The 23083-nt window shown below is 45.9% G+C and carries 19 protein-coding genes; 17 read left to right on the top strand and 2 right to left on the bottom strand.

The window, feature by feature from the left end:
* Positions 1–220 precede the first annotated feature (220 nt).
* The 6 genes from ABR397_RS05600 to ABR397_RS05575 all read left to right on the top strand — a co-directional run bounded on the left by ABR397_RS05600 (position 221) and on the right by ABR397_RS05575 (position 4554).
* Positions 221–526 carry a PTS sugar transporter subunit IIB gene (locus tag ABR397_RS05600; RefSeq protein ID WP_350304845.1) on the top strand — a complete coding sequence of 102 codons (306 nt, stop codon included), beginning with the start codon at positions 221–223 and terminating at the stop codon, positions 524–526.
* Between the two features lie 28 nt (positions 527–554).
* Positions 555–1877 carry a PTS sugar transporter subunit IIC gene (locus ABR397_RS05595; RefSeq protein WP_350304844.1) on the top strand — a complete coding sequence of 441 codons (1323 nt, stop codon included), beginning with the start codon at positions 555–557 and terminating at the stop codon, positions 1875–1877.
* A 24-nt stretch (positions 1878–1901) separates the two neighbouring features.
* The gene (locus ABR397_RS05590) at positions 1902–2225 is read left to right on the top strand and encodes a PTS lactose/cellobiose transporter subunit IIA (protein ID WP_350304843.1); all 324 of its coding nucleotides are present in this window, start codon (positions 1902–1904) and stop codon (positions 2223–2225) included.
* Entirely contained in the window at positions 2222–3529 is a 1308-nt protein-coding gene (locus ABR397_RS05585; protein ID WP_350304842.1) for a 6-phospho-beta-glucosidase, read from the top strand. Before ABR397_RS05590 ends, ABR397_RS05585 begins: the two co-directional genes overlap by 4 nt.
* 432 nt (positions 3530–3961) lie before the next feature.
* Complete coding sequence (locus ABR397_RS05580) at positions 3962–4210, top strand: AbrB/MazE/SpoVT family DNA-binding domain-containing protein (RefSeq protein WP_350304841.1); 249 nt, start codon at positions 3962–3964, stop codon at positions 4208–4210.
* A gap of 47 nt (positions 4211–4257) precedes the next feature.
* Entirely contained in the window at positions 4258–4554 is a 297-nt protein-coding gene (locus ABR397_RS05575; protein ID WP_350304848.1) for a type II toxin-antitoxin system PemK/MazF family toxin, read from the top strand.
* 87 nt (positions 4555–4641) lie between these two features.
* Here the strand turns inward: ABR397_RS05575 and uraA are convergent, their stop codons facing one another.
* Together uraA and upp are read right to left on the bottom strand one after the other, a co-directional pair.
* Positions 4642–5943, bottom strand: a complete 1302-nt coding sequence (gene uraA / locus ABR397_RS05570; RefSeq protein WP_350304840.1) for a uracil permease — start codon at positions 5941–5943, stop codon at positions 4642–4644.
* 68 nt (positions 5944–6011) lie between these two features.
* Complete coding sequence (gene upp / locus ABR397_RS05565; protein ID WP_350304839.1) at positions 6012–6638, bottom strand: uracil phosphoribosyltransferase; 627 nt, start codon at positions 6636–6638, stop codon at positions 6012–6014.
* 226 nt (positions 6639–6864) lie between these two features.
* On the opposite strand from upp, the gene purM reads away from it, so the two are divergent.
* The 11 genes from purM to baeR all read left to right on the top strand — a co-directional run bounded on the left by purM (position 6865) and on the right by baeR (position 23036).
* Positions 6865–7905: a phosphoribosylformylglycinamidine cyclo-ligase gene (gene purM / locus ABR397_RS05560; RefSeq protein ID WP_350304838.1), complete on the top strand. Its 1041-nt coding sequence runs from the start codon at positions 6865–6867 to the stop codon at positions 7903–7905.
* Positions 7902–8540 carry a phosphoribosylglycinamide formyltransferase gene (purN, locus tag ABR397_RS05555; RefSeq protein WP_350304837.1) on the top strand — a complete coding sequence of 213 codons (639 nt, stop codon included), beginning with the start codon at positions 7902–7904 and terminating at the stop codon, positions 8538–8540. The genes purM and purN overlap by 4 nt, the downstream gene beginning before the upstream one ends.
* 102 nt (positions 8541–8642) lie before the next feature.
* Positions 8643–9230 (top strand): spermidine N1-acetyltransferase, encoded by a 588-nt coding sequence (gene speG, locus ABR397_RS05550; protein WP_350304836.1) that lies wholly within the window; start codon positions 8643–8645, stop codon positions 9228–9230.
* 46 nt (positions 9231–9276) lie between these two features.
* Positions 9277–11346, top strand: coding sequence for a polyphosphate kinase 1 (gene ppk1 / locus ABR397_RS05545; RefSeq protein ID WP_350304835.1), 2070 nt, complete (start codon positions 9277–9279; stop codon positions 11344–11346).
* 3 nt (positions 11347–11349) lie between these two features.
* Positions 11350–12882 (top strand): exopolyphosphatase, encoded by a 1533-nt coding sequence (gene ppx / locus ABR397_RS05540; protein WP_350304834.1) that lies wholly within the window; start codon positions 11350–11352, stop codon positions 12880–12882.
* An 11-nt stretch (positions 12883–12893) separates the two neighbouring features.
* On the top strand, positions 12894–13139 hold the full coding sequence (locus ABR397_RS05535; RefSeq protein ID WP_350304833.1) for a YfgG family protein: 246 nt from the start codon (positions 12894–12896) through the stop codon (positions 13137–13139).
* Positions 13140–13506: 367 nt separating this feature from the next.
* The gene (locus tag ABR397_RS05530; protein ID WP_350304832.1) at positions 13507–14721 is read left to right on the top strand and encodes an MdtA/MuxA family multidrug efflux RND transporter periplasmic adaptor subunit; all 1215 of its coding nucleotides are present in this window, start codon (positions 13507–13509) and stop codon (positions 14719–14721) included.
* Entirely contained in the window at positions 14721–17867 is a 3147-nt protein-coding gene (locus tag ABR397_RS05525; RefSeq protein WP_350304831.1) for an MdtB/MuxB family multidrug efflux RND transporter permease subunit, read from the top strand. Before ABR397_RS05530 ends, ABR397_RS05525 begins: the two co-directional genes overlap by 1 nt.
* A complete protein-coding gene (mdtC, locus tag ABR397_RS05520; protein WP_350304830.1) occupies positions 17864–20950 on the top strand; it encodes a multidrug efflux RND transporter permease subunit MdtC in 3087 nt (1028 codons plus the stop codon). The genes ABR397_RS05525 and mdtC overlap by 4 nt, the downstream gene beginning before the upstream one ends.
* Positions 20947–22335, top strand: coding sequence for an envelope stress sensor histidine kinase BaeS (baeS, locus tag ABR397_RS05515; protein WP_350304829.1), 1389 nt, complete (start codon positions 20947–20949; stop codon positions 22333–22335). Before mdtC ends, baeS begins: the two co-directional genes overlap by 4 nt.
* Complete coding sequence (baeR, locus tag ABR397_RS05510; RefSeq protein ID WP_350304828.1) at positions 22332–23036, top strand: envelope stress response regulator BaeR; 705 nt, start codon at positions 22332–22334, stop codon at positions 23034–23036. Before baeS ends, baeR begins: the two co-directional genes overlap by 4 nt.
* Positions 23037–23083: the final 47 nt, after the last annotated feature.

The following is a 23083-nucleotide window of genomic DNA, read 5'->3' as shown; positions in this document are numbered from 1 at the left end:
AGAGCCTACGTTCAGAGTCAGTCAACGCCAGATTGATCTTTAAAGCCCTGCGGGCTTTTCGCCTTATATCCCCGCCCGCACTGGGCGAGGGTTTACGGCGTTTTTCGCTAATTAATATTCGAACAAAATCTCAGCAAATTTAACATAAGTTGCTAGTCTTAATAAGAAGTAAGAGTACTCTCATTTACCGTCTACCCCATAATAAACAGGAAGCTGAATAATGAAAAAAATCCTATTGTGTTGCTCTGCCGGCATGTCCACCAGCATGCTGGTACAACGTATGCAAGCAGAAGTGACAAAACGGGCATTGGATATTGAGATCAAGGCCGCCTCTACCATCGAATTAAAACATCTGATAACCGATGCCGACGTTGTTTTACTTGGCCCGCAAGTAAGACATCAGCTGGCTCATTTTTCCGCTATCGCCAAACCACTCGGCAAGCCGATAGACGTTATTGACATGATGGATTACGGCGCTCTCCGTGGTGACAAAGTTCTCGATAAGGCATTAAGCCTGTTGGAATAATCAACTTCATCATCATACGGAGTGCCCTATGAACCTCTATATTGCGTTCATGCGCATCGTAGAAAGCCATATTGTCCCGCTTGCTGGACGAATCGGTAACCAGCGACATATTAGTGCGATACGTGACGGTTTTATCTCAGCCATGCCATTTTTGCTCATCGGCAGTATCATGTTAATTGTGGTAAACCCACCATTTGATACACAAACTTCATCCTCATTCGGTCAGGCTTGGTTGTCCTTTGGTAAAACTCACTGGGACACCATCACCATGCCTTACTTTATGACCATGGGATTAATGAGTGTATTTGTTTCGATCGGCACGGCCTACAGCCTGGCTAAATCCTACAGCCTGGATGGGTTAACTTCCTCTTTACTGTCACTAATGGCATTTTTATTAGCGGCAGCACCACAAATAGAAAACAAAATCGCACTCGACTTTCTCGGAGGAGCAGGTGTATTCACCTCATTGATTTGCGCTATCTGGTCAGTTGAGCTAACGCGTTTATTAAAAAAATACAACATCACCATTCGTATGCCAGCGCAAGTACCACCGGCAATTGCCCGTTCTTTTGAACTTCTGTATCCGGTCATCGGTATCCTGCTGACGGTTTACCCGATCAGTTTGCTCTTGCAGAGTGAATTCAATCTGCTCATTCCCGCCGCCATCATGCAGATGTTCCAACCCCTCATTTCTGTCGGTGACACTCTACCTGCCATTATGCTGGCGCTGCTGATTGCTAATCTATTGTGGTTTGCCGGTATCCACGGCGCCAATCTTATCACTGCCCTACTAAGCCCCATCTTTATGGCCAATATTGCCGCCAACGCGGCATTAATGGCTCAAGGGGCTGCTGCAACCCAAATTCTCACTGATCCTTACTGGTCATTTTATGTCTGTCTTGGTGGCTCCGGTTCCACACTGGTTCTGGCTATTCTTTACCTGCGCAGTCGTTCTATACACTTGCGTACTATCGGAAAACTGAGTGTCGTTCCGGCCATGTTCAATATTAACGAACCCCTGTTATTTGGCTCACCGATTGTTATGAATCCAACGCTATTAATTCCACTACTGGTTGTGCCATTGGTCAATGCCGTACTGTCCTACAGCACCCTGCATCTTGATCTGGTGCATAAAATGGTCGCTATCGCTCCCTGGACCACACCAGCCCCATTCGGTGCAATGCTTTCCGCCGCCTGGGATTACCGTGCGGCAGTGCTGGTTATCTTGCTGATGATAATCGATCTATTCATCTGGTATCCCTTCTTCAAAGTTTATGAAAAACAATTAATCAATGAAGAAAATAAGCAACAAGAAGAGACGATACCCACCAGTGTAGAAACTCAATCTTAGCCATAATCTTCGGAGGATTTACACATGGATTTGGAACAAACTATTGTCGAACTGCTGGTTCATGCCGGGAGCGCACGCAGCCATGCGCTGATGGCATTACAACATGCCAGAAATGGTGACTTTCAAACTTCACAAACCCTGATGGCTGAATCCCAACAAGCAATCAAGGAAGCACACGCCATTCAGACCACTCTAATCGGGTTGGATGAAGGTGGTGGTAAATTGCCTGTCAATCTGATCACCATACATGCACAGGATCATTTAATGAACGCGATGGTTATTCAGGATCTTGCCGACGATATGATTGAACTCTATCGCCGGATGCCATCGCAGGAGGAAAAAATATGAAACAGATCAAAATAGCCGTTATTGGCGGCGGTAGCAGCTACACACCTGAGTTGGTAGAAGGACTTATTCAGCGTAACAAAAGCATTCCACTCTCTGAACTGGCATTGGTTGATATTGATGGTGGGAAACAGAAAGTAGACATTATCGCTGCACTTACCCGTCGTATGTTGGCTCGTCATAGCCTGGAACATGTTATCGTCAGCGTACATTTCACACCGGATGATGCAATTCGCGGCGCCAGTTTTATTTTGACTCAATTGCGTGTCGGTCAGCTTCCGACACGTGCTATGGATGAACGTTTGGGGCTGAAATATGGCTTAATCGGTCAGGAAACGACAGGCGTAGGTGGATTTGCCAAGGCGCTGCGTACCATCCCCGTTTTGCTGGATATCGCCCGTAAAGTTGAACAACTTGCACCAGATGCATGGATTGTTAACTTCACTAACCCGGCTGGGATCATCACCGAAGCGGTTTACCGTTACAGCAAAGCAAAAATTATCGGCCTGTGTAATGTCCCGGTCACCATGCACCATATGATTGCCAATATGCTGCAACACCCTTATCAAGATGTACAATTACGTTTTGCAGGGCTTAATCATATGGTTTGGGTACACCAGGTACTGGTTTCAGGGCGGGATGAAACGCATCGGGTACTTGATATGTTATGCAACGGTGTAGCATTAACCATGAATAACATTAAAGAATCCCCTTGGCCCCCGCCATTACTCAGAGCGTTAGGCGCAATCCCCTGCCCTTATCACCGTTACTTCTATCAGACCCGCAGCATGTTGCAGGAAGAGCGCGAAGCCGCTGCCAAACAAGGCACACGGGCAGAACAAGTCATGGAAGTAGAACAGGAGCTGTTTGAACTATATGCTGATCCAAACCTTGCTCACAAACCAGAACAGCTCAGTTTCCGCGGTGGTTCATTCTATTCTGAAGTTGCATTGGATCTGATCTGCGCTATTCACAACAATCTTGACAGCCAACTGGTGGTTAATACCCCTAACCACGGTGCTATCCGTGGCCTGCCGGACGATGCCGTTATTGAAACCAACTGTATCATTAATGCAGAGGGCGCCCACCCGCTGACATTTGGCCGCCTGCCTGACAGTATGTACTCTCTGACCCAACAGATAAAAACCTTCGAACGTTTGACGATTGAAGCAGCAGTTTATGGCGATCGCAACGCGGCACTGCGAGCATTGATCACCAACCCACTGGTTGCCGATGTAGATATTGCTTCACCGCTTTTGGATGACGTATTGGCGATAAATCGTGACTATCTGCCGCAATTTCAATGAATAATCTGTACCTGGTTGAATAACTTGAAACCAGAACGAGCATAAAATTAAAGAGATATCAGTTATTAGTCACTAAAAGACTAATACTGATATCCTTTAATCGTAACTGACCTTGTAATCTCTTTTTTTGCGGCGTAACACGCATTTATTTCTCCTGCTAAATTTGAACAGGAAAGTCTGCATTATAATACTGCTATGAAATCAATTGATTGAAGAATTCTGAAAATATAAAGTTTCAACATATTGAAACTTTGGGAAAATCTATGCCTTTTAACGAAACTGCGGAATTCTCCCCTCCCCCTAAATTCTCATTGAGAGCGGAGCGAACTTTACTCTGAATAATTGCTTACTTTTGTATCTACTTTATTGATACTCACGTGGATTAATGTATACTCACTGGATATACATAGAGATATTTATGGAGGCATATAAATGCGCACCCAAGCAATTTTGCAAAAATGGGGAAATAGCATTGCTCTGCGGCTGTCGGGAAATCTTAAAACAATACCCAATTTTGAAGCAGGTGATGCAGTAGACATTGAGATCAGTGAACAAGGATTAGTTATTCAAAAAGCCGTCAAGAAACGCTTGACTGAGTCTGACTTATTAAATGGCTTATCTGCTTATACTGCTCATGCTGACGAACTGGCAACTCCAAATGACAAGGGGCTCAATTACTAATGTTCGTTCCTAGACGTGGTGATATTTGCTGACTTGATTTCGAACCAATAAAAGGCAAAGAAATTGGTAAATATCGCCCAACACTCATACTTTCACATGAAACTTATAATCGACTGACTGGACTGGTTATCTGTTGCCCTATTAGCACAAGTATAAGAGGAGCACCTACAGAAGTACCTGTTACCAATCTGGAACAGCGCTGCATCGTGGCAACAACTTTGATCCAAACTCTGGACTGGCGGCAACGCAAGGTAAAATTTATCACAAAGTCAGAACCCAGACTTTACGATGAAGTTCTGTTAAAACTGATTCCTCTCATTGGTGGTGAACATCTGCTCCCCTAATCTCCTCCACGGATAAGATAAATTATTATACCCATCCCCGCCCTCCCTGACTAAAACCATTCAAAGCGGGGAAATAAATCGAACTTATTACTTCAATGATTTATCACGCTTAACAGATTCAATTGAAGACTCAATATATTGTTCTTCAGGACGAATAATACTAATCAAGCGGAAAATCAGACTCATACCAATACCCACAATCGTTGCCAGCGCCATACCTTTAAGTTCAGCAACGCCAATATTAATTTTCGCGCCACTGACACCAATAATAAGAATAACTGAGGTCAGAATTAGATTTTGTGCTTTATTGTAATCCACTTTGGAATCAATCAGCACCCGAATACCTGATGCCCCGATAACCCCATAAAGCAACAGAGAAACACCGCCCATGACCGGAACAGGCACGGCTTGAATTGCTGCCGCCAGTTTACCGACACAGGAGAGCAGAATAGCCAATACCGCAGCGCCACCAATAACCCAAGTGCTGTAAACTTTGGTAATTGCCATCACACCAATATTTTCGCCATAAGTCGTATTAGGGGTTGAACCAAAGAAACCGGAAATCACAGTTGAAAAACCATTCGCGAACATAGAACGATGCAAACCGGGTTCTTTCAACAAATCTCTCTTCACAATATTTGCCGTAACAACTAAATGACCAACATGCTCCGCGATGACAACCAGCGCCGCAGGCAGGATAGTCATTATAGCGAACCATTCAAAACGGGGCGTGTAGAAAGTCGGCAATGCAAACCACGGCGCTTCACGCACGGGTGTCAAATCAACCTCCCCCAACAGAAATGCCAGTGCATAACCCACCAACACCCCAATCAGAATCGGAATGATAGACAGAAATCCACGAAACATTACGGAGCCAAGAACAGTCACCGCCAGTGTGACCAGCGAAATTGTCAGCGTCGTTGGATTAACATCAGCGCCTTCTGCCGGACGCAAACCGGCCATATCAGCCGCAACACCAGCAAGCTCCAGCCCGATAACCGCAACAATCGCCCCCATTGCCGCCGGTGGAAACAGCACATTAATCCAGCCTCGTCCCGCCACTTTGACAATCAATGAAACCAGACAGAACAACACACCACACAGGATAAAGCCACCCAACGCTAATTCATACCCCAGTGGCAACAACAATAAAACCGGCGAAATAAATGCGAAACTCGATCCCAAATACGCCGGAATTTTTCCCTTACAGATAATCAGATATAACAATGTACCAATCCCGTTAAATAGCAGAATCGTCGCCGGGTTGACTTTAAACAGAATCGGCACCAATACCGTTGCACCAAACATAGCAAAAAGATGTTGGAAGCTCAGAGGAATGGTCTGTAAAAGCGGCGGCCGCTCATCTACCCCAATAGTACGACGGGTCATTTGTTTATCCTCTTCATATTATCGCATCACGAACCAAAAAAAAGCCGACTCAAAAGTCGGCTAACTTATTATTTTGTACCAAATATTTTATCGCCTGCATCCCCCAGGCCGGGCACAATGTACCCCTGTTCATTAAGTCTCTCATCAATAGAAGCGGTATACAGTTCTACATCAGGATGGGCTTTTTCCAGCGCAGCAATACCTTCTGGCGCAGCAACCAAAACCAGAACTTTAATCGACTGGCAACTTGCTTTTTTCAGTAAATCAATAGTTGCAATCATAGAACCGCCGGTCGCCAGCATGGGATCGACCACCAACGCCATACGTTCACCAATATTAGAAGCCAGTTTCTGGAAATAAGGGACCGGTTCTAACGTTTTTTCATCACGATACACACCTACGACACTGATCCGGGCACTTGGTACGTTCTCCAACACGCCATCCATCATACCTAATCCCGCACGCAGAATAGGCACAACGGTTATTTTCTTACCTTTAATCTGCTCAACAACTACCGGGCCACACCAACCATCAATAGTGACCGTTTCAGTTTCTAAATCAGCGGTGGCTTCATAAGTCAGAAGGCTTCCGACTTCTGCGGCCAGTTCACGAAAGCGTTTGGTGCTGATATCATTCGCTCGCATCAGGCCGAGTTTATGTTTAACAAGTGGGTGATTCACCTCAACGATCTTCATGGACTTCTCCTACTGTATGTCAAGTCGCCGGCAGACAAAAAATCGCAAGATTATACCGCCTTTTAACCATAACACCACAACCAATCTGTTGATTTTAATCAAACGCACGGCTTTTCTCCGATAACTGAGATCCTGAATAAGAGTCTCGCAAACGTTTGCTTAGGCTGTTAGAATTGTCAGCGTTCTATCTTAATTTATCAAATGCAACCGCCTTGAGGGCTTCTCAGTGACCAACAAAACCTCTCTCAGCTATAAAGATGCCGGTGTAGATATCGATGCTGGTAATGCCTTGGTAGACCGTATCAAAGGTGTTGTAAAACAGACTCGTCGTCCAGAAGTCATGGGCGGTTTAGGTGGATTTGGCGCTTTATGTGCATTACCGCAAAAATACCGCGAACCTATTCTGGTTTCCGGTACCGACGGTGTTGGTACCAAGTTGCGTCTGGCGATGGATCTCAAACGCCATGACACTATCGGCATTGATTTAGTTGCCATGTGCGTTAACGACCTGGTTGTCCAGGGCGCAGAACCCCTGTTCTTCCTTGATTATTATGCAACCGGAAAATTGGATGTTGATACCGCCGCCAGCGTTATCACCGGTATCGCGGAAGGTTGTAAATTATCCGGCTGTGCTCTGGTTGGTGGTGAAACTGCGGAAATGCCGGGGATGTATCACGGCGAAGATTATGATGTTGCCGGTTTCTGTGTTGGTGTCGTTGAGAAATCAGAAATCATTGATGGCAGTAAAGTTCAGGCTGGTGATGCCCTGATTGCTCTCGCCGCCAGCGGCCCTCATTCAAACGGCTATTCTCTGATACGCAAAATTCTGGCCGTCAGCAACACAGATCCTGAAACAACCGAGCTGGAAAGCAAATCACTGGCAGATCACCTGCTCGCTCCAACAAAAATTTATGTGAAATCCCTTTTATCCCTGATTGAGCACATTGATGTTCACGCGATTGCTCATCTGACCGGCGGCGGTTTCTGGGAAAATATTCCACGTGTCCTGCCTGAAAATACTCAGGCGCAAATTAATGAATCCAGTTGGCAATGGCCGGCAATATTTAACTGGCTGCAACAAACCGGTAATGTCAGCCGTCATGAAATGTACCGCACATTCAACTGTGGTGTCGGAATGGTCATTGCATTACCACAAACAGCCGTTGAACAAGCGCTTGAATTACTCAACGCCGCCGGTGAAAAAGCCTGGCAAATCGGCGCCATCACCACACAGAAAGAGAACGAACAACAGGTTGTTATTCAATGAAAAACATCGTTGTATTGATCTCCGGCAACGGCAGTAATCTCCAGGCGGTGATTGACGCCTGCCAGCAGAACAAAATCAGTGGGCGAATTTGTGCGGTATTCAGCAATACCGCTGATGCTTACGGTCTGCTACGGGCTAAACAAGCAGAAATTCCCGCCCATGTCGTCAGCCCGAAAAACTATGCGGATCGTCAGGCTTATGATCAAGCACTGAAACACGCCATCGATCAATATCAACCCGATTTGGTCGTTCTCGCAGGTTATATGCGTATTCTGACGCCGGATTTTGTTCAGCACTATTTTGGTCGCCTGCTAAACATTCACCCTTCTCTATTGCCCAAATATCCCGGTCTGCATACTCACCGCAAGGCAATGGAAAATGGCGATACAGAACACGGCACTTCCGTTCATTTTGTGACAGAAGAGCTGGATGGCGGCCCGGTTATCCTGCAAGCCAAAGTTCCTATTTTTGCAAATGACCAGGAAAGTGAAGTTATTAAACGAATCCAAACTCAAGAGCATGATATCTATCCATTAGTTATCAACTGGTTTGTCGAAGGACGCCTGAGCATGGTTAATGGCAAAGCCTATCTGGACGGGAACACTCTTCCTCCACAAGGCTATGCCGCAGAATAATCTATTTATTCACCCCTGATTACAGTGCTGTGGTAATATACCCGGCACTGCTAACTATGATTAATAATACTCTCTTATTTATTAAAAACACCGAGGTATCAAATGTCTGGTGGTTCTCATTCTCCACCTGTCAGGTTACGCCCCCTTGAGCGGGAAGATCTGCCTTTTATCCATCAATTAGATAACAACGCCAGCGTGATGCGTTACTGGTTCGAAGAGCCTTATGAAGCTTTCGTTGAACTGAGCGATCTCTACGACAAACATATTCACGATCAGAACGAGCGCCGGTTTATTATCGCAAGTTCTGACGCCAGAGTTGGGTTGGTTGAATTAGTCGAAATCGACTACATCCATCGCCGGGCAGAATTTCAGATCATTATCGACCCGGCATATCAGGGCCAAGGCCATGCAATCAAAGCGGCAAAATTGGCGATGGAATACGCATTTTCTGTACTTAATTTATACAAGCTCTACCTGATTGTCGATAAGGAGAACAGTAAAGCCATTCATATCTATAATAAGCTAGGTTTCTACACTGAGGGCGAATTAATAGATGAATTCTTTATTAATGGCTGTTACCGCACAGCAATTCGCATGTGTGTTTTCCAACATCAATATTTCGCGTTCAAGGCAGATAAAAAGGCCGAACTCGCCATAGCAGACGAGGTTATAACAACAGGCCGCGACTAATAATACTCAAAATTTCAACACCTTCACCTCAACACCTGGAGTAACAATGTCCCAAGACAGGCTCTATACCGAGAAAGAACTTAGTTGGTTATCCTTCAACGAACGTGTGCTTCAGGAAGCGGCGGATAAGAGCAACCCATTAATAGAACGGATGCGGTTCCTGGGTATTTACTCCAATAATCTGGACGAATTCTACAAAGTTCGTTTTGCTGATGTGAAACGGCGGATACTGATTAATGAAGAACGGGGATCCGCCACCAGCTCCCGGCACGTATTGAAAAAGATTCAATCCAAAGTCGCTAAAACCGATCACGAATTTGATGTGCTCTATAATGAGTTACTGCTGGAAATGGCCCGCAATCAAATTTTTCTGATCAATGAACGGCAAATTTCACCGAATCAGCAAATCTGGTTACGCCAATATTTTCGTCAACATCTGCGACCCCATATCACGCCAATCCTGATTAATCCGGAAACGAATCTGGTTGAATTTCTGAAAGATGACTACACTTATCTGGCAGTTGAAATTGTCCACGGTCAGAATATCCAATATGCATTACTGGAAATTCCGTCAGATAAGGTACCACGTTTTGTTAATTTGCCGCCTGAAATGCCACGCCGCCGCAAATCAATGATCCTGCTGGATAATATTCTGCGCTACTGTCTTGATGAAATTTTCAAAGGTTTCTTTGACTATGATTCACTAAATGCCTATTCAATGAAAATGACCCGTGATTCTGAATATGATTTAGCAACAGAGATGGAATCAAGCCTGCTCGAATTAATGTCATCCACCCTGAAACAACGGCTGACTGCGGAACCGGTAAGATTCGTTTATCAGAGAGAAATGCCGGATGAAATGGTGGAATTACTGCGCAGCAAACTTGGCCTGTCAAATGACGACTCGGTGATCGCCGGCGGACGCTATCACAACTTTAAAGATTTCATTAAATTTCCCAATGAGGGAAAGAAAAACCTGTTGAACAGACCCTTGCCGAGATTACGGCACACTTGGTTTGATAATTTTCGCAATGGTTTTGATGCTATTCGTGAACAGGATGTTCTGCTCTATTATCCCTATCACACCTTTGAACACGTGCTGGAATTACTGCGCCAGGCCTCTTTTGACCCAAGCGTGCTTTCCATCAAGATCAATATTTATCGGGTAGCAAAAGACTCCCGCATTATTGAATCAATGATTCATGCTGCCCATAACGGTAAAAAAATTACCGTTGTTGTTGAATTGCAGGCACGATTTGATGAAGAAGCCAATATTCATTGGGCCAAACGGCTGACAGAAGCAGGTGTGCATGTTATTTTCTCGGCGCCGGGGCTAAAGATCCACGCAAAACTGTTTTTTATTTCCCGCCTGGAAGGCGAAGAAATTATTCGCTATGCCCATATTGGTACAGGTAACTTTAATGAAAAAACAGCGCGTCTCTATACCGACTATTCCCTGCTGACAGCCAATCCGCAAATTACCAACGAAGTCCGTCGGGTATTCAACTTTATTGAAAACCCCTATCGCCCGGTCAACTTTGAAAACCTGATGGTTTCACCACAAAATTCCCGCGCGATGCTCAACCAACTTATTTCTCAGGAAATAGCAAACGCCAGAGCAGATAAACCCGCTGGCATTACGTTAAAAATCAATAACCTTGTTGATAAAGAGCTGGTGGACCGCCTGTATGATGCCTCAGAAGCGGGTGTAAAAATACGCCTGCTGATACGTGGTATGTGTTCACTGGTGCCCAATCAGCCAGGGTTCAGCGAAAATATTCAAATCACCAGCATCGTTGACCGTTACCTCGAACATGATCGGGTTTATGTCTTTACCAATAACGGCGATGAAAAAGTCTTTCTCTCCTCTGCCGACTGGATGACCCGTAATATCGACTACCGGATTGAAGTTGCTGTCTGCCTGCTTGATCCACAATTGAAGCAGCGTGTACTGGATATTCTCGAACTACAATTCAACGATACGGTAAAAGCCCGTTACGTCGATAAAGAACTGAGCAACAGTTATGTGCCACGGGGCAATAAACGGAAAATCCGTGCACAACTGGCGATTTATGACTATATAAAAGCCCTCGAACAACCTGGACCAAGAGCCTAATCTATGCCGCTAACACACGATAAATCTACGCCCCGACCAATGGAAATTGCCGCTATCGATCTGGGTTCAAACAGTTTCCATATGATCATTGCACGAATCGTCAACGGCGCATTGCAGATCCTTGGCCGGTTAAAACAACATGTCTACCTTGCTTACGGTCTTAATCAAAAAGGCGAATTAAGCGAAGAAGCCATGGAGCGCGGCCTGGCTTGCCTTGCGCTGTTTGCCGAACGACTACAAGGATTTCCCGCGGATAACGTCTGTCTGGTCGGCACTCACAGCTTACGTGAAGCCAACAACGCCAAAGAATTCATCAGGCGGGCGCAAGAGGTCATCCCCTATCCGATTGAAATTATTTCCGGCCACGAAGAAGCCCGTCTGATCTACATGGGCGTCGAACACACTCAGCCAGAACAAGATCGTAAGCTGGTGATTGATATCGGCGGAGGCTCTACTGAACTGGTGATCGGCGAAAATTTTGAACCCTTATTAATAGAAAGCCGCCGGATGGGATGCATCAGTTTTTCTCACCAATTCTTTTCCGACGGCGAAATCAGTGCGGAGAAATTCCGCAGAGCACGGCTTGAAGCCGCTCAAAAACTAGAGAACCTCTCATGGCAATACCGCATAAAAGGCTGGAACTCCGCGCTCGGCGCATCCGGGACAATTAAAGCCGTTTATGAAGTACTAGTCGCAATGGGAGAGAAAGATGGATTAATCACACCTGAACGGCTGGAAATGTTGGTCAAGGAGGTGCTTAAATTCAAAAAATTTAAAACCCTCGACTTACCTGAATTATCCGATGATCGTAAACACGTTTTTGTTCCCGGCCTGGCTATCTTATGCGGTGTATTCGATGCCCTGCATATAAAAGAGTTACAGCTATCAGATGGCGCTCTGCGCGAAGGTGTTTTATATGAAATGGAAGGCCGCTTCCGCCACCAGGACATCCGCCGGAGAACGGCAAAAAGCCTGGCTGAACACTACAATATCGACAGAGAACAGGCAAAGCGTGTGCTTGATACCACTGAAGCGCTTTACCAACAATGGGCCATCCAGAACCCAAAGCTGGCGCAGCCCCAACTCGAAGCGATTTTACACTGGGCAGCAATGCTGCACGAAGTTGGGCTGAGTATTAACTTAAGTGGATTACAACGACACTCTGCTTATATTCTGCAAAATACCAACTTGCCAGGCTTTAATCAGGAACAACAATTACTGCTGGCAACACTGGTTCGCTGTCACCGCAAAACAATAAAACTGGATGATTTGCCAAGATTCAATCTATTTAAGAAAAAACAATATTTACCATTAATTCAAATCCTGCGTCTGGCGACTTTACTCAATAATCAACGTCAATCCACAACCACCCCTGAATCACTCAGACTGGTTACTGATGATGGTCATTGGGCCCTCTATCTGCCTTACAATTACTTATCAGAAAACACCCTGATGCAACTTGATCTGGAAAAAGAGCAAGAATACTGGCATAACGTTACAGGCTGGCAATTAGAAATAGCAGAGGAATCAACATAGCGATTTAACCCATGAAAAAAAAGAAGCGATCTCAAATTACTAAACTGGTTCTACTTATCAGCTTTCTGATTTTATTTGGCCGTTTCATTTATTCGTCCATAGCGGCATTAGATCATCATCAGCAAAGTAAGCAGACAACAATCGAGAAAAATGAAAATCATCATTCACCAGCACCTTTCATGCATATGAATTTTGGTTTTTATCGCTTAACGTTAATTCAAAATTCAATGTCCTTTGCTAATGAAATGGATAATTAAAGTTTTTCACGAAAACGATATCTCTTCAACCATATTTAAATATAAATTACATATTTATATTTACTCTATTTCCTCTATATTTTATAATCAGCCTAAATTTTATAAAAAATCAAAATATATTATTCAATAATGACAAGAAAATGAAAGTAACAAAGCCACCATCATTTACATAATTCTTGGAGCAGTCTCGAAAAAACTGACAAAAAACACCTGAATTTACCTTAAAAAGCACTTCCTTGACATATTATCCACACTTTCTTCATTTTTTAGCCTATCCTCACTGGCTAAACTAACAGAGTACAATTAAACCGATATTGCAGTCGGACATAATCAAGTAACACCTTGCATTTAAGAGAATGTCGAAGAAATGAATAAAAATAATAAACGCCGTATCCTCCTTTTCCGTACAACACTGGCCGCTATTGCCATTGCTGCCGCTATATTTATCTGGCACCAATTTAAAACGCCTTCAGCCCTTCAACAATCCGGCGCATCGGATCAACCCTCTGGTTTAAGGCGTCCTCCTTTGCCTCCTGTTCAAATTGCCACCGCAAAAGAGCAAACCGTACCACGCTTTCTAACTGGACTCGGCACCATTCAGGCCGCCAATACCGCCATTGTGACCAGCCGGGTTGAAGGACAGCTTATCGCTCTGCACTTTCAGGAAGGTCAACAAATTAAACAAGGTGATTTATTGGCAGAAATTGATCCTCGTCCTTTTCAAGTTCAGTTAGCGCAAGCCAAAGGCCAGCTTGCCAAAGATGAGGCAATACTGGCGAATGCCCGCCAGGATCTAAGCCGCTACCAGAAACTGGCAAACACTAAACTGATTTCCCAACAAGAAATGGATAATCAGCGTGCACTTGTCCGCCAACATGAAGCCAGTCTGAAAGTTGATCAAGCCGCAATTGACAGTGCAAAACTCCAACTCACTTACAGTCGTATTACCGCCCCCATTTCCGGTCGGGTGGGTCTGAAACAGATCGATGTAGGGAATTTTATCGCCAGCGGCAAAAATTCTCCTATTGTGGTTATCACACAAACAGATCCCGCGGATGTACTGTTTTCATTACCCGAAAACGATATCAATACCGTTTTGCAAGCTCAGAAAGCGAATCATAATGTCGTTGTCAGCGCATGGGATCGCAACAACCGACAACAACTTGCCGAAGGAAAATTGCTGAGTATTGATAATCAAATCGATGCGACTACCGGCACCATTAAGCTGAAAGCCCGTTTTGCCAATCAAGGTGACATTCTGTTCCCGAACCAATTCGTTAATATCCAGATTAAAGTTGATACCCTGGAAAACGCAGTGGTGATCCCAAACGCTGCTCTGCAAATGGGTAATGAAGGGAATTTTGTCTGGATACTGGGTAAAGATAATAAAGTCAGCAAACATCTGGTCTCAGTCAAATTGCAGGATACACAGCGGGTGGTTATCAATACCGGCCTGACGGCGGGTGATAAAGTGGTGACTGATGGGATCGATCGCCTAACAGATGGCGCTAAGGTGGATATTGTCACACCGATAGCAAATAAGATTCAGCCGAAAAAACACGGCAAAAAGGAGAATTCCTAATGCAGGTGAGCACCCAAATTCCAGGAGGCGGACCATCACGCCTGTTCATCCTGCGCCCCGTTGCCACCACACTGTTCATGATAGCAATCCTATTAGCGGGAATTATCGGCTATCGCATGTTGCCGGTATCTGCGCTGCCGGAAGTCGACTATCCCACCATTCAGGTTGTCACACTCTACCCCGGCGCAAGCCCTGACGTGATGACCTCCGCAGTCACCGCACCACTGGAGCGCCAGCTTGGACAGATGTCCGGTCTTAAACAGATGGCATCCCAAAGTTCCGGCGGAGCTTCCGTTATCACATTACAATTTCAACTGACTTTGCCATTAGATGTCGCTGAGCAGGAAGTACAAGCGGCCATTAATGCCGCCAGTAACTTATTACCCAATGACCTGCCCTATCCTCCCATTTACAGTAAGGTCAACCCTGCGGATCCCCCTATTCTCACGCTGGCCGTCACCTCCGGGGCAATGCCAATGACGCAAATTCAGGATATGGTCGAAACCCGTATTGCCCAGAAAATTTCACAGGTAAATGGCGTTGGATTAGTGACACTGGCCGGCGGTCAGCGCCCGGCGGTCAGAGTGAAGTTGAATGCTCAGGCTGTCGCCGCACAGGGATTGGATAGCGAAACTCTCCGTACCGCTATTAACAATGCCAATGTTAACTCCGCCAAAGGCAGCCTTGACGGCCCAACCCGTTCTGTCACGCTTTCGGCCAACGATCAAATGAAGTCAGTAAATGATTACCGCAAACTGATCGTTGCCTATAAAAATGGGGCGCCGGTGCGGTTACAAGATGTCGCAACCATTGCACAAGAGGCCGAAAACACCAAACTGGGCGCATGGACAAATAACAAACAGGCAATTGTGATTAATGTCCAGCGCCAGCCGGGGGTTAACGTGATTGAAACCACCGATAATATTCGTCAGATATTGCCGGAACTCATCAGCAGTTTACCGAAATCTGTCGATATGAAAATTTTGACCGACCGCACCACAACAATTCGCGCCTCAGTGAAAGATGTTCAGTTTGAGCTGTTACTGGCGATTGTACTGGTTGTTATGGTGATTTACCTGTTTTTACGTAACGGGATCGCTACGCTTATCCCAAGTATCGCCGTTCCTCTTTCACTGATCGGCACATTTGCCGTGATGTATTTCTGCGGGTTCTCCGTGAATAACCTGACGCTAATGGCGCTCACCATTGCCACCGGTTTTGTGGTGGATGACGCGATTGTAGTAATCGAGAATATCTCCCGCTATATAGAGCAAGGGGAGAAACCGATGGCAGCAGCGTTGAAAGGCGCAGGTGAAATCGGTTTTACCATTATCTCCCTGACTTTCTCCTTGATTGCAGTGCTGATCCCGCTGCTTTTTATGGGCGATATCGTTGGCCGCCTTTTCCGTGAGTTTGCTATTACCCTGACCGTGGCCATTCTGATTTCAGCGGTTGTTTCACTGACATTGACACCTATGATGTGCGCCAGAATGCTCAAACCAGAATCAAAGGTAAAACCCAATCGTTTTGAACAAACCAGTGAACGCTTTTTTGAACGGACAATTGCCGGTTATGCCGTATGGCTGAAAAAAGCGCTGAACCATCCGTGGATCACACTTAGCGTCGCCTTAAGCACCCTGGCACTGACTACTCTGCTTTATCTCATTATTCCAAAAGGATTTTTTCCATTGCAAGATAACGGGCTGATTCAGGGAACACTGGAAGCGCCGCAATCAATTTCCTTTACAGCAATGGTAGATAAACAACGGCAGGTTTCATCCTTATTGTTGCAAGACCCCGCAGTGGAAAATATCACCACATTTGTCGGCATTGATGGCAGCAACCCAACACTGAATAACGGCCGGTTACAAATCACACTAAAACCACTCAATCAGCGTGATGACAGAATCGCCGAAATTATTCCACGTTTGCAGGAAAAAATTGCGTCTATACCCGATGTAAAACTCTATCTGCAACCCATACAGGATCTGACAATTGATACTCAGACTACACGTACCCAATATCAATTTACATTACAGGCGACTTCCCTGGATGAACTGGGTATTTGGGTGCCCAAGTTATTGGCAGAACTGAAACAGAGATCAGAATTGGTTGATATCAGCAGTGACTGGCAAGACCAAGGGCTGATCGCCTATGTCAAAGTGGACAGAGACACCGCCAGCCGATTAGGCATCTCAATGGCAGCCGTAGATAACGCACTCTACAACGCATTCGGCCAGCGGCTAATATCAACAATTTATACTCAAGCTAATCAGTACCGGGTTGTACTGGAACATGATGTGACATCAACTCCGGGTCTTAGCGCATTTGATAACATCCGACTCAACGGAACTGACGGCAATACCGTCCCACTAAGCGCTATCGCTACTGTTGAACAAAGGTTTGGCCCACTGGCAATTAACCATCTGTCGCAATTCCCCGCCGCGACATTTTCTTTCAATGTTGCTGAAAATGCCTCTCTTGAACAGGCAGTCAATGCTGTTCGTAATGCTGCGCAATTGATCAAAATGCCCAAAGACATAACCACCCAATTCCAGGGAGCAACACTGGCATTTGAAAGCGCGCTGGGTAATACATTGTGGCTGATCGCAGCTGCCATCATCGCCATGTATATCGTGTTGGGGATCCTGTACGAAAGCTTTATCCATCCGGTGACAATTCTCTCCACTTTGCCGACCGCAGGAGTAGGTGCGCTGCTGGCACTGATGATGGCAGGTCACGAACTGGATGTTATTGCAATCATCGGCATTATCTTGCTGATAGGTATTGTGAAGAAAAATGCCATCATGATGATCGATTTTGCACTGGCGGCAGAACGCGAACAGGGATTATCCCCCTACGAAGCGATTTATCAGGCTTGTTTATTGCGTTTTCGTCCGATTCTGATGACCACAATGGCAGCATTGCTTGGCGCACTACCCTTGATGCTCAGTACCGGTGCAGGTGCCGAATTACGCCGTCCTCTGGGTGTCTGTATGGTAGGTGGACTGATTATGAGCCAGATCCTGACGCTGTTTACCACCCCGGTGATCTATTTACTGTTTGACCGGCTGGCGCACTATCGCCGCAACCATACGTTCTCAGTACCGGATATTTCATCCATTGATCATCAGGAGCCGCGGTGAAATTCTTTGCTTTATTTATCCAACGCCCGGTTGCCGCCACGCTACTAAGTTTAGCCATAACCCTGTGCGGGCTATTGGGGTTTACCCTGTTGCCGGTCTCTCCCTTGCCGCAAGTGGATTTTCCGGTAATCTCCGTCTATGCCTCATTACCGGGCGCCTCACCGGAGACAATGGCTTCATCTGTCGCGACCCCGCTGGAACGTGCCTTAGGCCGAATTGCCGGTGTTAATGAAATGACATCCAGCAGCGCCCTTGGCAGTACCAATATCATACTTGAATTTGACCTGAGCCGTGATATTAACAGCGCGGCACGGGATGTACAGGCAGCACTGAATGCTGCTCAAAATATGTTGCCTTCCGGTATGCCTGGCAGGCCAGGTTATTACAAAGTAAACCCCTCCGATGCCCCCATTATGATCCTGACACTGACTTCTGATGCCTATAATCAGGGACAGCTTTATGATTTTGCGTCTACTCAACTGGCACAGAAAATTGCACAAGTTGAAGGCGTCAGTGAAGTCTCTATCGGCGGCAGTTCATTACCCGCAGTAAGAGTTGAATTGAATCCCAGTGCGCTGTTTCATCAAGGTGTTTCTCTGGATGCAGTACGCAAAGCAATCAGTAATGCCAATGTCCGCCGTCCACAGGGCTATGTGGATTCAGAGCAACAACGCTGGCAAGTTCAAACAAACGATGGACTGAAAACAGCCGAAAGCTATCGCCCGATAATTGTTCACTATAATAACGGCTCACCGGTGCGATTGCAGGATGTCGCGGATGTAAAAGATTCTGTTCAGAATGTCAGAGCAGCCGGCATATCTAGTGGTAAACCCGCTGTTTTGCTGGTCATTCGCCGAGAAGCCGGTGCGAATATTATCGCCACAGTAAACCGGATTCGTGAACAATTACCGGCACTACGAGAATCCATTCCTGCCTCTATTCAGCTTAAAGTGGCTCAGGATCGCACACCGACGATTCGCGCTTCATTGGCTGAAGTAGAACGGGCGCTGGTGATTGCTATCGGGCTGGTGATTCTGGTGGTATTTTTGTTTTTACGTTCTGGCCGGGCAACTTTAATCCCGGCAATTGCGGTCCCCGTTTCACTCATTGGAACGTTTACCGCCATGTATCTGTGCGGTTTCAGTCTGAACAACCTTTCGCTGATGGCTCTGACGATTGCAACGGGATTTGTGGTGGATGATGCAATTGTGGTACTGGAAAATATTTCCCGCCACCTTGAGGCCGGTATTAAACCGATGCAAGCCGCACTGCGTGGTGTCCGGGAAGTGGGCTTTACCGTCCTTGCTATGAGCATTTCGCTGGTCGCCGTTTTTATCCCACTTCTGCTAATGGATGGGCTGGTTGGCCGGTTATTCCGTGAATTTGCCATTACCTTAACCACATCAATCGGTATCTCTTTACTGGTTTCTTTGACACTGACGCCGATGATGTGCGCACATTTGCTGAAATCCCAACCATCCAAAGCACAGAAAAGAATCCGTGGTTTCGGTAAAGTTCTGCTGAAAATTCAACAAGGTTATGGGCGCTCCCTAATGTGGATACTGAACCATAGCCGCTGGGTATTGTTAATCCTGGCGGGTATCATTGCCCTGAATATTTGGCTCTATATCAACATCCCAAAAACTTTCTTCCCAGAGCAGGACACCGGCCGGCTGTTGGGGTTTATCCGGGCAGATCAAAGTATCTCTTTTCAGTCTATGCGTGAAAAAATGAAAAACTTTATGCAGGTAATTGATGCCGATCCTGCGGTAGACAGCGTTACCGGTTTCACTGGTGGTGGACGAGTCAATAACGGTTTTATGTTTATCTCTCTAAAACTATTAAAAGAACGTTCAGACAGTGCCGAACAGGTTATTTCACGCCTGAGAATCAAGCTTGCCAATGAGCCAGGGGCAAACCTGTTTCTCATTCCAGTACAGGATGTCATGGCTGGCGGTCGCCAGTCTAATGCCAGCTACCAATTTACCTTGCTGGCAGATGATCTCAATGATCTCCGCAAATGGGAACCCATTATCCGTAAAGCATTGGGGCAATTACCCCAATTAACCGATGTTAATTCCGATAAAGAAGATAAAGGGGCTGAAATGGCAATAATCTATGATCGCGACACCATGTCGCGGTTGGGAATTAATGTCAATGAAGCAAATAGCCTGCTGAATAATGCTTTTGGTCAGCGGCAAATATCCACTATTTATCAGCCGCTAAATCAGTACAAAGTTGTGATGGAAGTTGCACCGGAATATACGCAAGATGTCAGCGCACTGGAAAAAATGTTTATGATAAATAATCAAGGAAAAGCGATTCCCCTCTCCTACTTTGCCCATTGGCAACCGGCTAACGCGCCGATAAGTGTGAATCATCAGGGGCTTTCTGCTGCTTCAACCATTTCTTTCAATGTACCGGCAGGTTATACCCTCTCCGATGCTATCAATGCGATTGAAAGAACCATGACTGGACTGGGTGTGCCCTCAACGGTTCGCAGCACTTTCGCCGGCACCGCCCAGATTTTTCAGGAAACCCTGAAATCACAATTATTCCTGATCCTGGCTGCCATTATGACTGTCTATCTGGTATTGGGGATACTGTATGAAAGTTATATCCATCCACTGACCATTCTTTCTACTCTGCCTTCTGCCGGGATTGGCGCCCTGCTGGCGCTGGAGTTGTTCGACACACCATTCAGCCTAATAGCATTAATCGGCATCATGCTGTTGATTGGTATCGTGAAAAAAAATGCCATTATTATGGTGGATTTTGCCATTGAAACTCAGCGTAACAGTAATATCTGCGCCCGCGACGCGATATTCCAGGCCAGCCTGTTACGTTTCCGCCCGATTCTGATGACCACACTGGCCGCCTTGTTTGGTGCTCTGCCACTGGTTTTAGGCAGTGGTGATGGAGCGGAATTACGCCAGCCATTGGGGATAACTATCGTTGGCGGCTTGGTCATGAGCCAACTTTTGACGCTATATACCACACCAGTTGTCTATCTCTGTTTTGATCGGCTGAGGGAAAAATGGCAACAACGGCATGCCGCCAAACAGATTGCGGGGCAACTATGAAGCTAGGGATCAGCGGTAAGCTGTTTATGGCTATTTTCGCCACTTGCATGCTGGTGCTTATCACCATGCACTGGGGAGTAAGAAGCAGCTTTCAGCATGGCTTTATAGGTTATATAAAACAAAATATCCAGTTACGTACATCCATGCTGGCTGAAGCACTGGCTGAACAATATCAACAATATGGTAGCTGGAAATTCTTAAAAAAAAATGACCAGATCATTTTTCAAATCATTCGCTCCATTGAACAAACCAGTGAAAGCCGCCAGGGTCCACCGCCCCGTGGCTGGCGAACTCAATTTTGGGTAGTGGACAGTGAGATGAAACTGTTGGTCGGTCATGAAGGTAAAATTGCGGAAGATACCTACCGCAAACCGATCACCTATAATCATCAAATCGTTGGCTGGGTCATTGTCAGCTCATCAGACAAAATTACCCGTCAGGCAGATATCAGTTTTGATCGTCAGCAACAACTGACAAGCTGGATAATTGCCAGCTTGTCTACTTTGCTGGCCATCATCGCCACGTTACTATTATCCCGCGGCATGTTAAAACCCGTTAAGCGTCTGGTCGAAGGGACACATAAACTGGCGTCGGGCGATTTCAGTGTCCGGGTAACACCATCAAGTAAAGATGAAATTGGTCAGCTTGCCCACAATTTTAACCAGCTCGCCAGTACACTGGAAAAAAATGAGCAGATGCGCCGCGATTATATGGCAGATATTTCCCATGAACTGCGCACTCCCCTTTCCATATTGCGCGGTGAACTGGAAGCTTTACAGGATGGCGTTCACCAACCAACACCCGAAACACTGAATTCGTTATTGGCAGAGATCACCACATTGACCAAATTGGTTGATGATCTACACCAGCTCTCTTTATCCGATCGCGGAGCACTGGCATACCGGAAAGAATTTATTAATATTAGTGAGTTACTTCAGTCGGCTATCGCGTCTTATCATGGGCGCTTCCTTGATAAGCAAATTCAGATAGATGTTAAGCTGCCTGAAACTATCATGATGTTTGCTGATCCAGGCAGATTGACCCAGCTTTTTCATAATTTGCTGGAAAACAGCCTTCGCTATACCACTGATAATGGCAAACTGACTATTGAAGGGAATTCTGATAATAGTTGCTTTATATTGAACTGGCAGGACAGCGAGCCTGGCCTGTTACCCGAGCAATGCCAACGGATTTTTGAACGATTTTACCGCAGTGAATCCTCACGAAACCGCGCCAGTGGTGGATCAGGGCTTGGGCTGGCTATTTGCTATAACATTGTTGAAGCACATAACGGTACGATCTGCGCTGACCCCTCACCTTTAGGTGGCTTGAGAATTAACGTAGAATTGCCGCTAACTGAATCCCCTGACAGTGAAACAATATGAGTACCGAATCTGACCATTATACTGTTCTGATTGTTGAAGATGAACCAAAGCTCGGCCAGTTGCTGGTTGATTACCTGCGCGCGGCCGATTACGAAACTCAATGGCTACTGCGTGGTGATCAAGTTGTTCCCCATGTACAGCAACATAATCCAGATATTATATTGCTGGATCTGATGCTGCCAGGTTGTGATGGCATATCTGTCTGTCGGGAAATCCGCCGCTTCTCTGACGTGCCGATTATTATGGTTACCGCCAAAACAGAAGAAATTGACCGTTTATTAGGGCTGGAAATCGGAGCGGATGATTACGTTTGTAAACCTTACAGCCCGCGTGAAATTGTCGCGCGCGTTAAAACCATTCTTCGCCGCTGTTACCGGCCACAGGATATTGTCGGGCAAAGTGATCTGCACATTGACGAAGCCTGCTTCCAGGCGCGTTACTGTGATAAAATACTGGATTTGACACCGGTTGAATTCCGGTTATTAAAAACGATGGCAAGCCGTCCAGGGCAAGTGTTTTCCCGCGATCAATTACTGAATAATCTGTATGACGATCACCGGATCGTGACAGATCGGACTATTGATAGCCATATTAAAAATCTGCGTCGCAAACTGGACCAATTGGACAACAGTAAAACGTTCATTCGCTCCATTTATGGACTGGGTTACCGGTGGGAAGCAGATATATGCCGTTTGTTATAACTGTCACACTTTAACCGAATTAAATTTCTCTCAACCTTTCGCCGGTC

Source organism: Photorhabdus viridis, from assembly GCF_040256935.1.
Taxonomy (GTDB): domain Bacteria; phylum Pseudomonadota; class Gammaproteobacteria; order Enterobacterales; family Enterobacteriaceae; genus Photorhabdus; species Photorhabdus viridis.
The sequence above is the reverse complement of the archived record's forward strand: the minus strand, read 5'-3'. Positions and strand labels throughout refer to the sequence as shown.

Coding starts and splice junctions, on each gene's coding strand:
- ABR397_RS05600 (WP_350304845.1), top strand. CDS start 221: ATGAAAAAAATCCTATTGTGTTGCTCTGCCGGCATGTCCACCAGCATG.
- ABR397_RS05595 (WP_350304844.1), top strand. CDS start 555: ATGAACCTCTATATTGCGTTCATGCGCATCGTAGAAAGCCATATTGTC.
- ABR397_RS05590 (WP_350304843.1), top strand. CDS start 1,902: ATGGATTTGGAACAAACTATTGTCGAACTGCTGGTTCATGCCGGGAGC.
- ABR397_RS05585 (WP_350304842.1), top strand. CDS start 2,222: ATGAAACAGATCAAAATAGCCGTTATTGGCGGCGGTAGCAGCTACACA.
- ABR397_RS05580 (WP_350304841.1), top strand. CDS start 3,962: ATGCGCACCCAAGCAATTTTGCAAAAATGGGGAAATAGCATTGCTCTG.
- uraA (WP_350304840.1), bottom strand. CDS start 5,943: ATGACCCGTCGTACTATTGGGGTAGATGAGCGGCCGCCGCTTTTACAG.
- upp (WP_350304839.1), bottom strand. CDS start 6,638: ATGAAGATCGTTGAGGTGAATCACCCACTTGTTAAACATAAACTCGGC.
- purN (WP_350304837.1), top strand. CDS start 7,902: ATGAAAAACATCGTTGTATTGATCTCCGGCAACGGCAGTAATCTCCAG.
- speG (WP_350304836.1), top strand. CDS start 8,643: ATGTCTGGTGGTTCTCATTCTCCACCTGTCAGGTTACGCCCCCTTGAG.
- ppk1 (WP_350304835.1), top strand. CDS start 9,277: ATGTCCCAAGACAGGCTCTATACCGAGAAAGAACTTAGTTGGTTATCC.
- ppx (WP_350304834.1), top strand. CDS start 11,350: ATGCCGCTAACACACGATAAATCTACGCCCCGACCAATGGAAATTGCC.
- ABR397_RS05535 (WP_350304833.1), top strand. CDS start 12,894: ATGAAAAAAAAGAAGCGATCTCAAATTACTAAACTGGTTCTACTTATC.
- ABR397_RS05530 (WP_350304832.1), top strand. CDS start 13,507: ATGAATAAAAATAATAAACGCCGTATCCTCCTTTTCCGTACAACACTG.
- ABR397_RS05525 (WP_350304831.1), top strand. CDS start 14,721: ATGCAGGTGAGCACCCAAATTCCAGGAGGCGGACCATCACGCCTGTTC.
- baeS (WP_350304829.1), top strand. CDS start 20,947: ATGAAGCTAGGGATCAGCGGTAAGCTGTTTATGGCTATTTTCGCCACT.
- baeR (WP_350304828.1), top strand. CDS start 22,332: ATGAGTACCGAATCTGACCATTATACTGTTCTGATTGTTGAAGATGAA.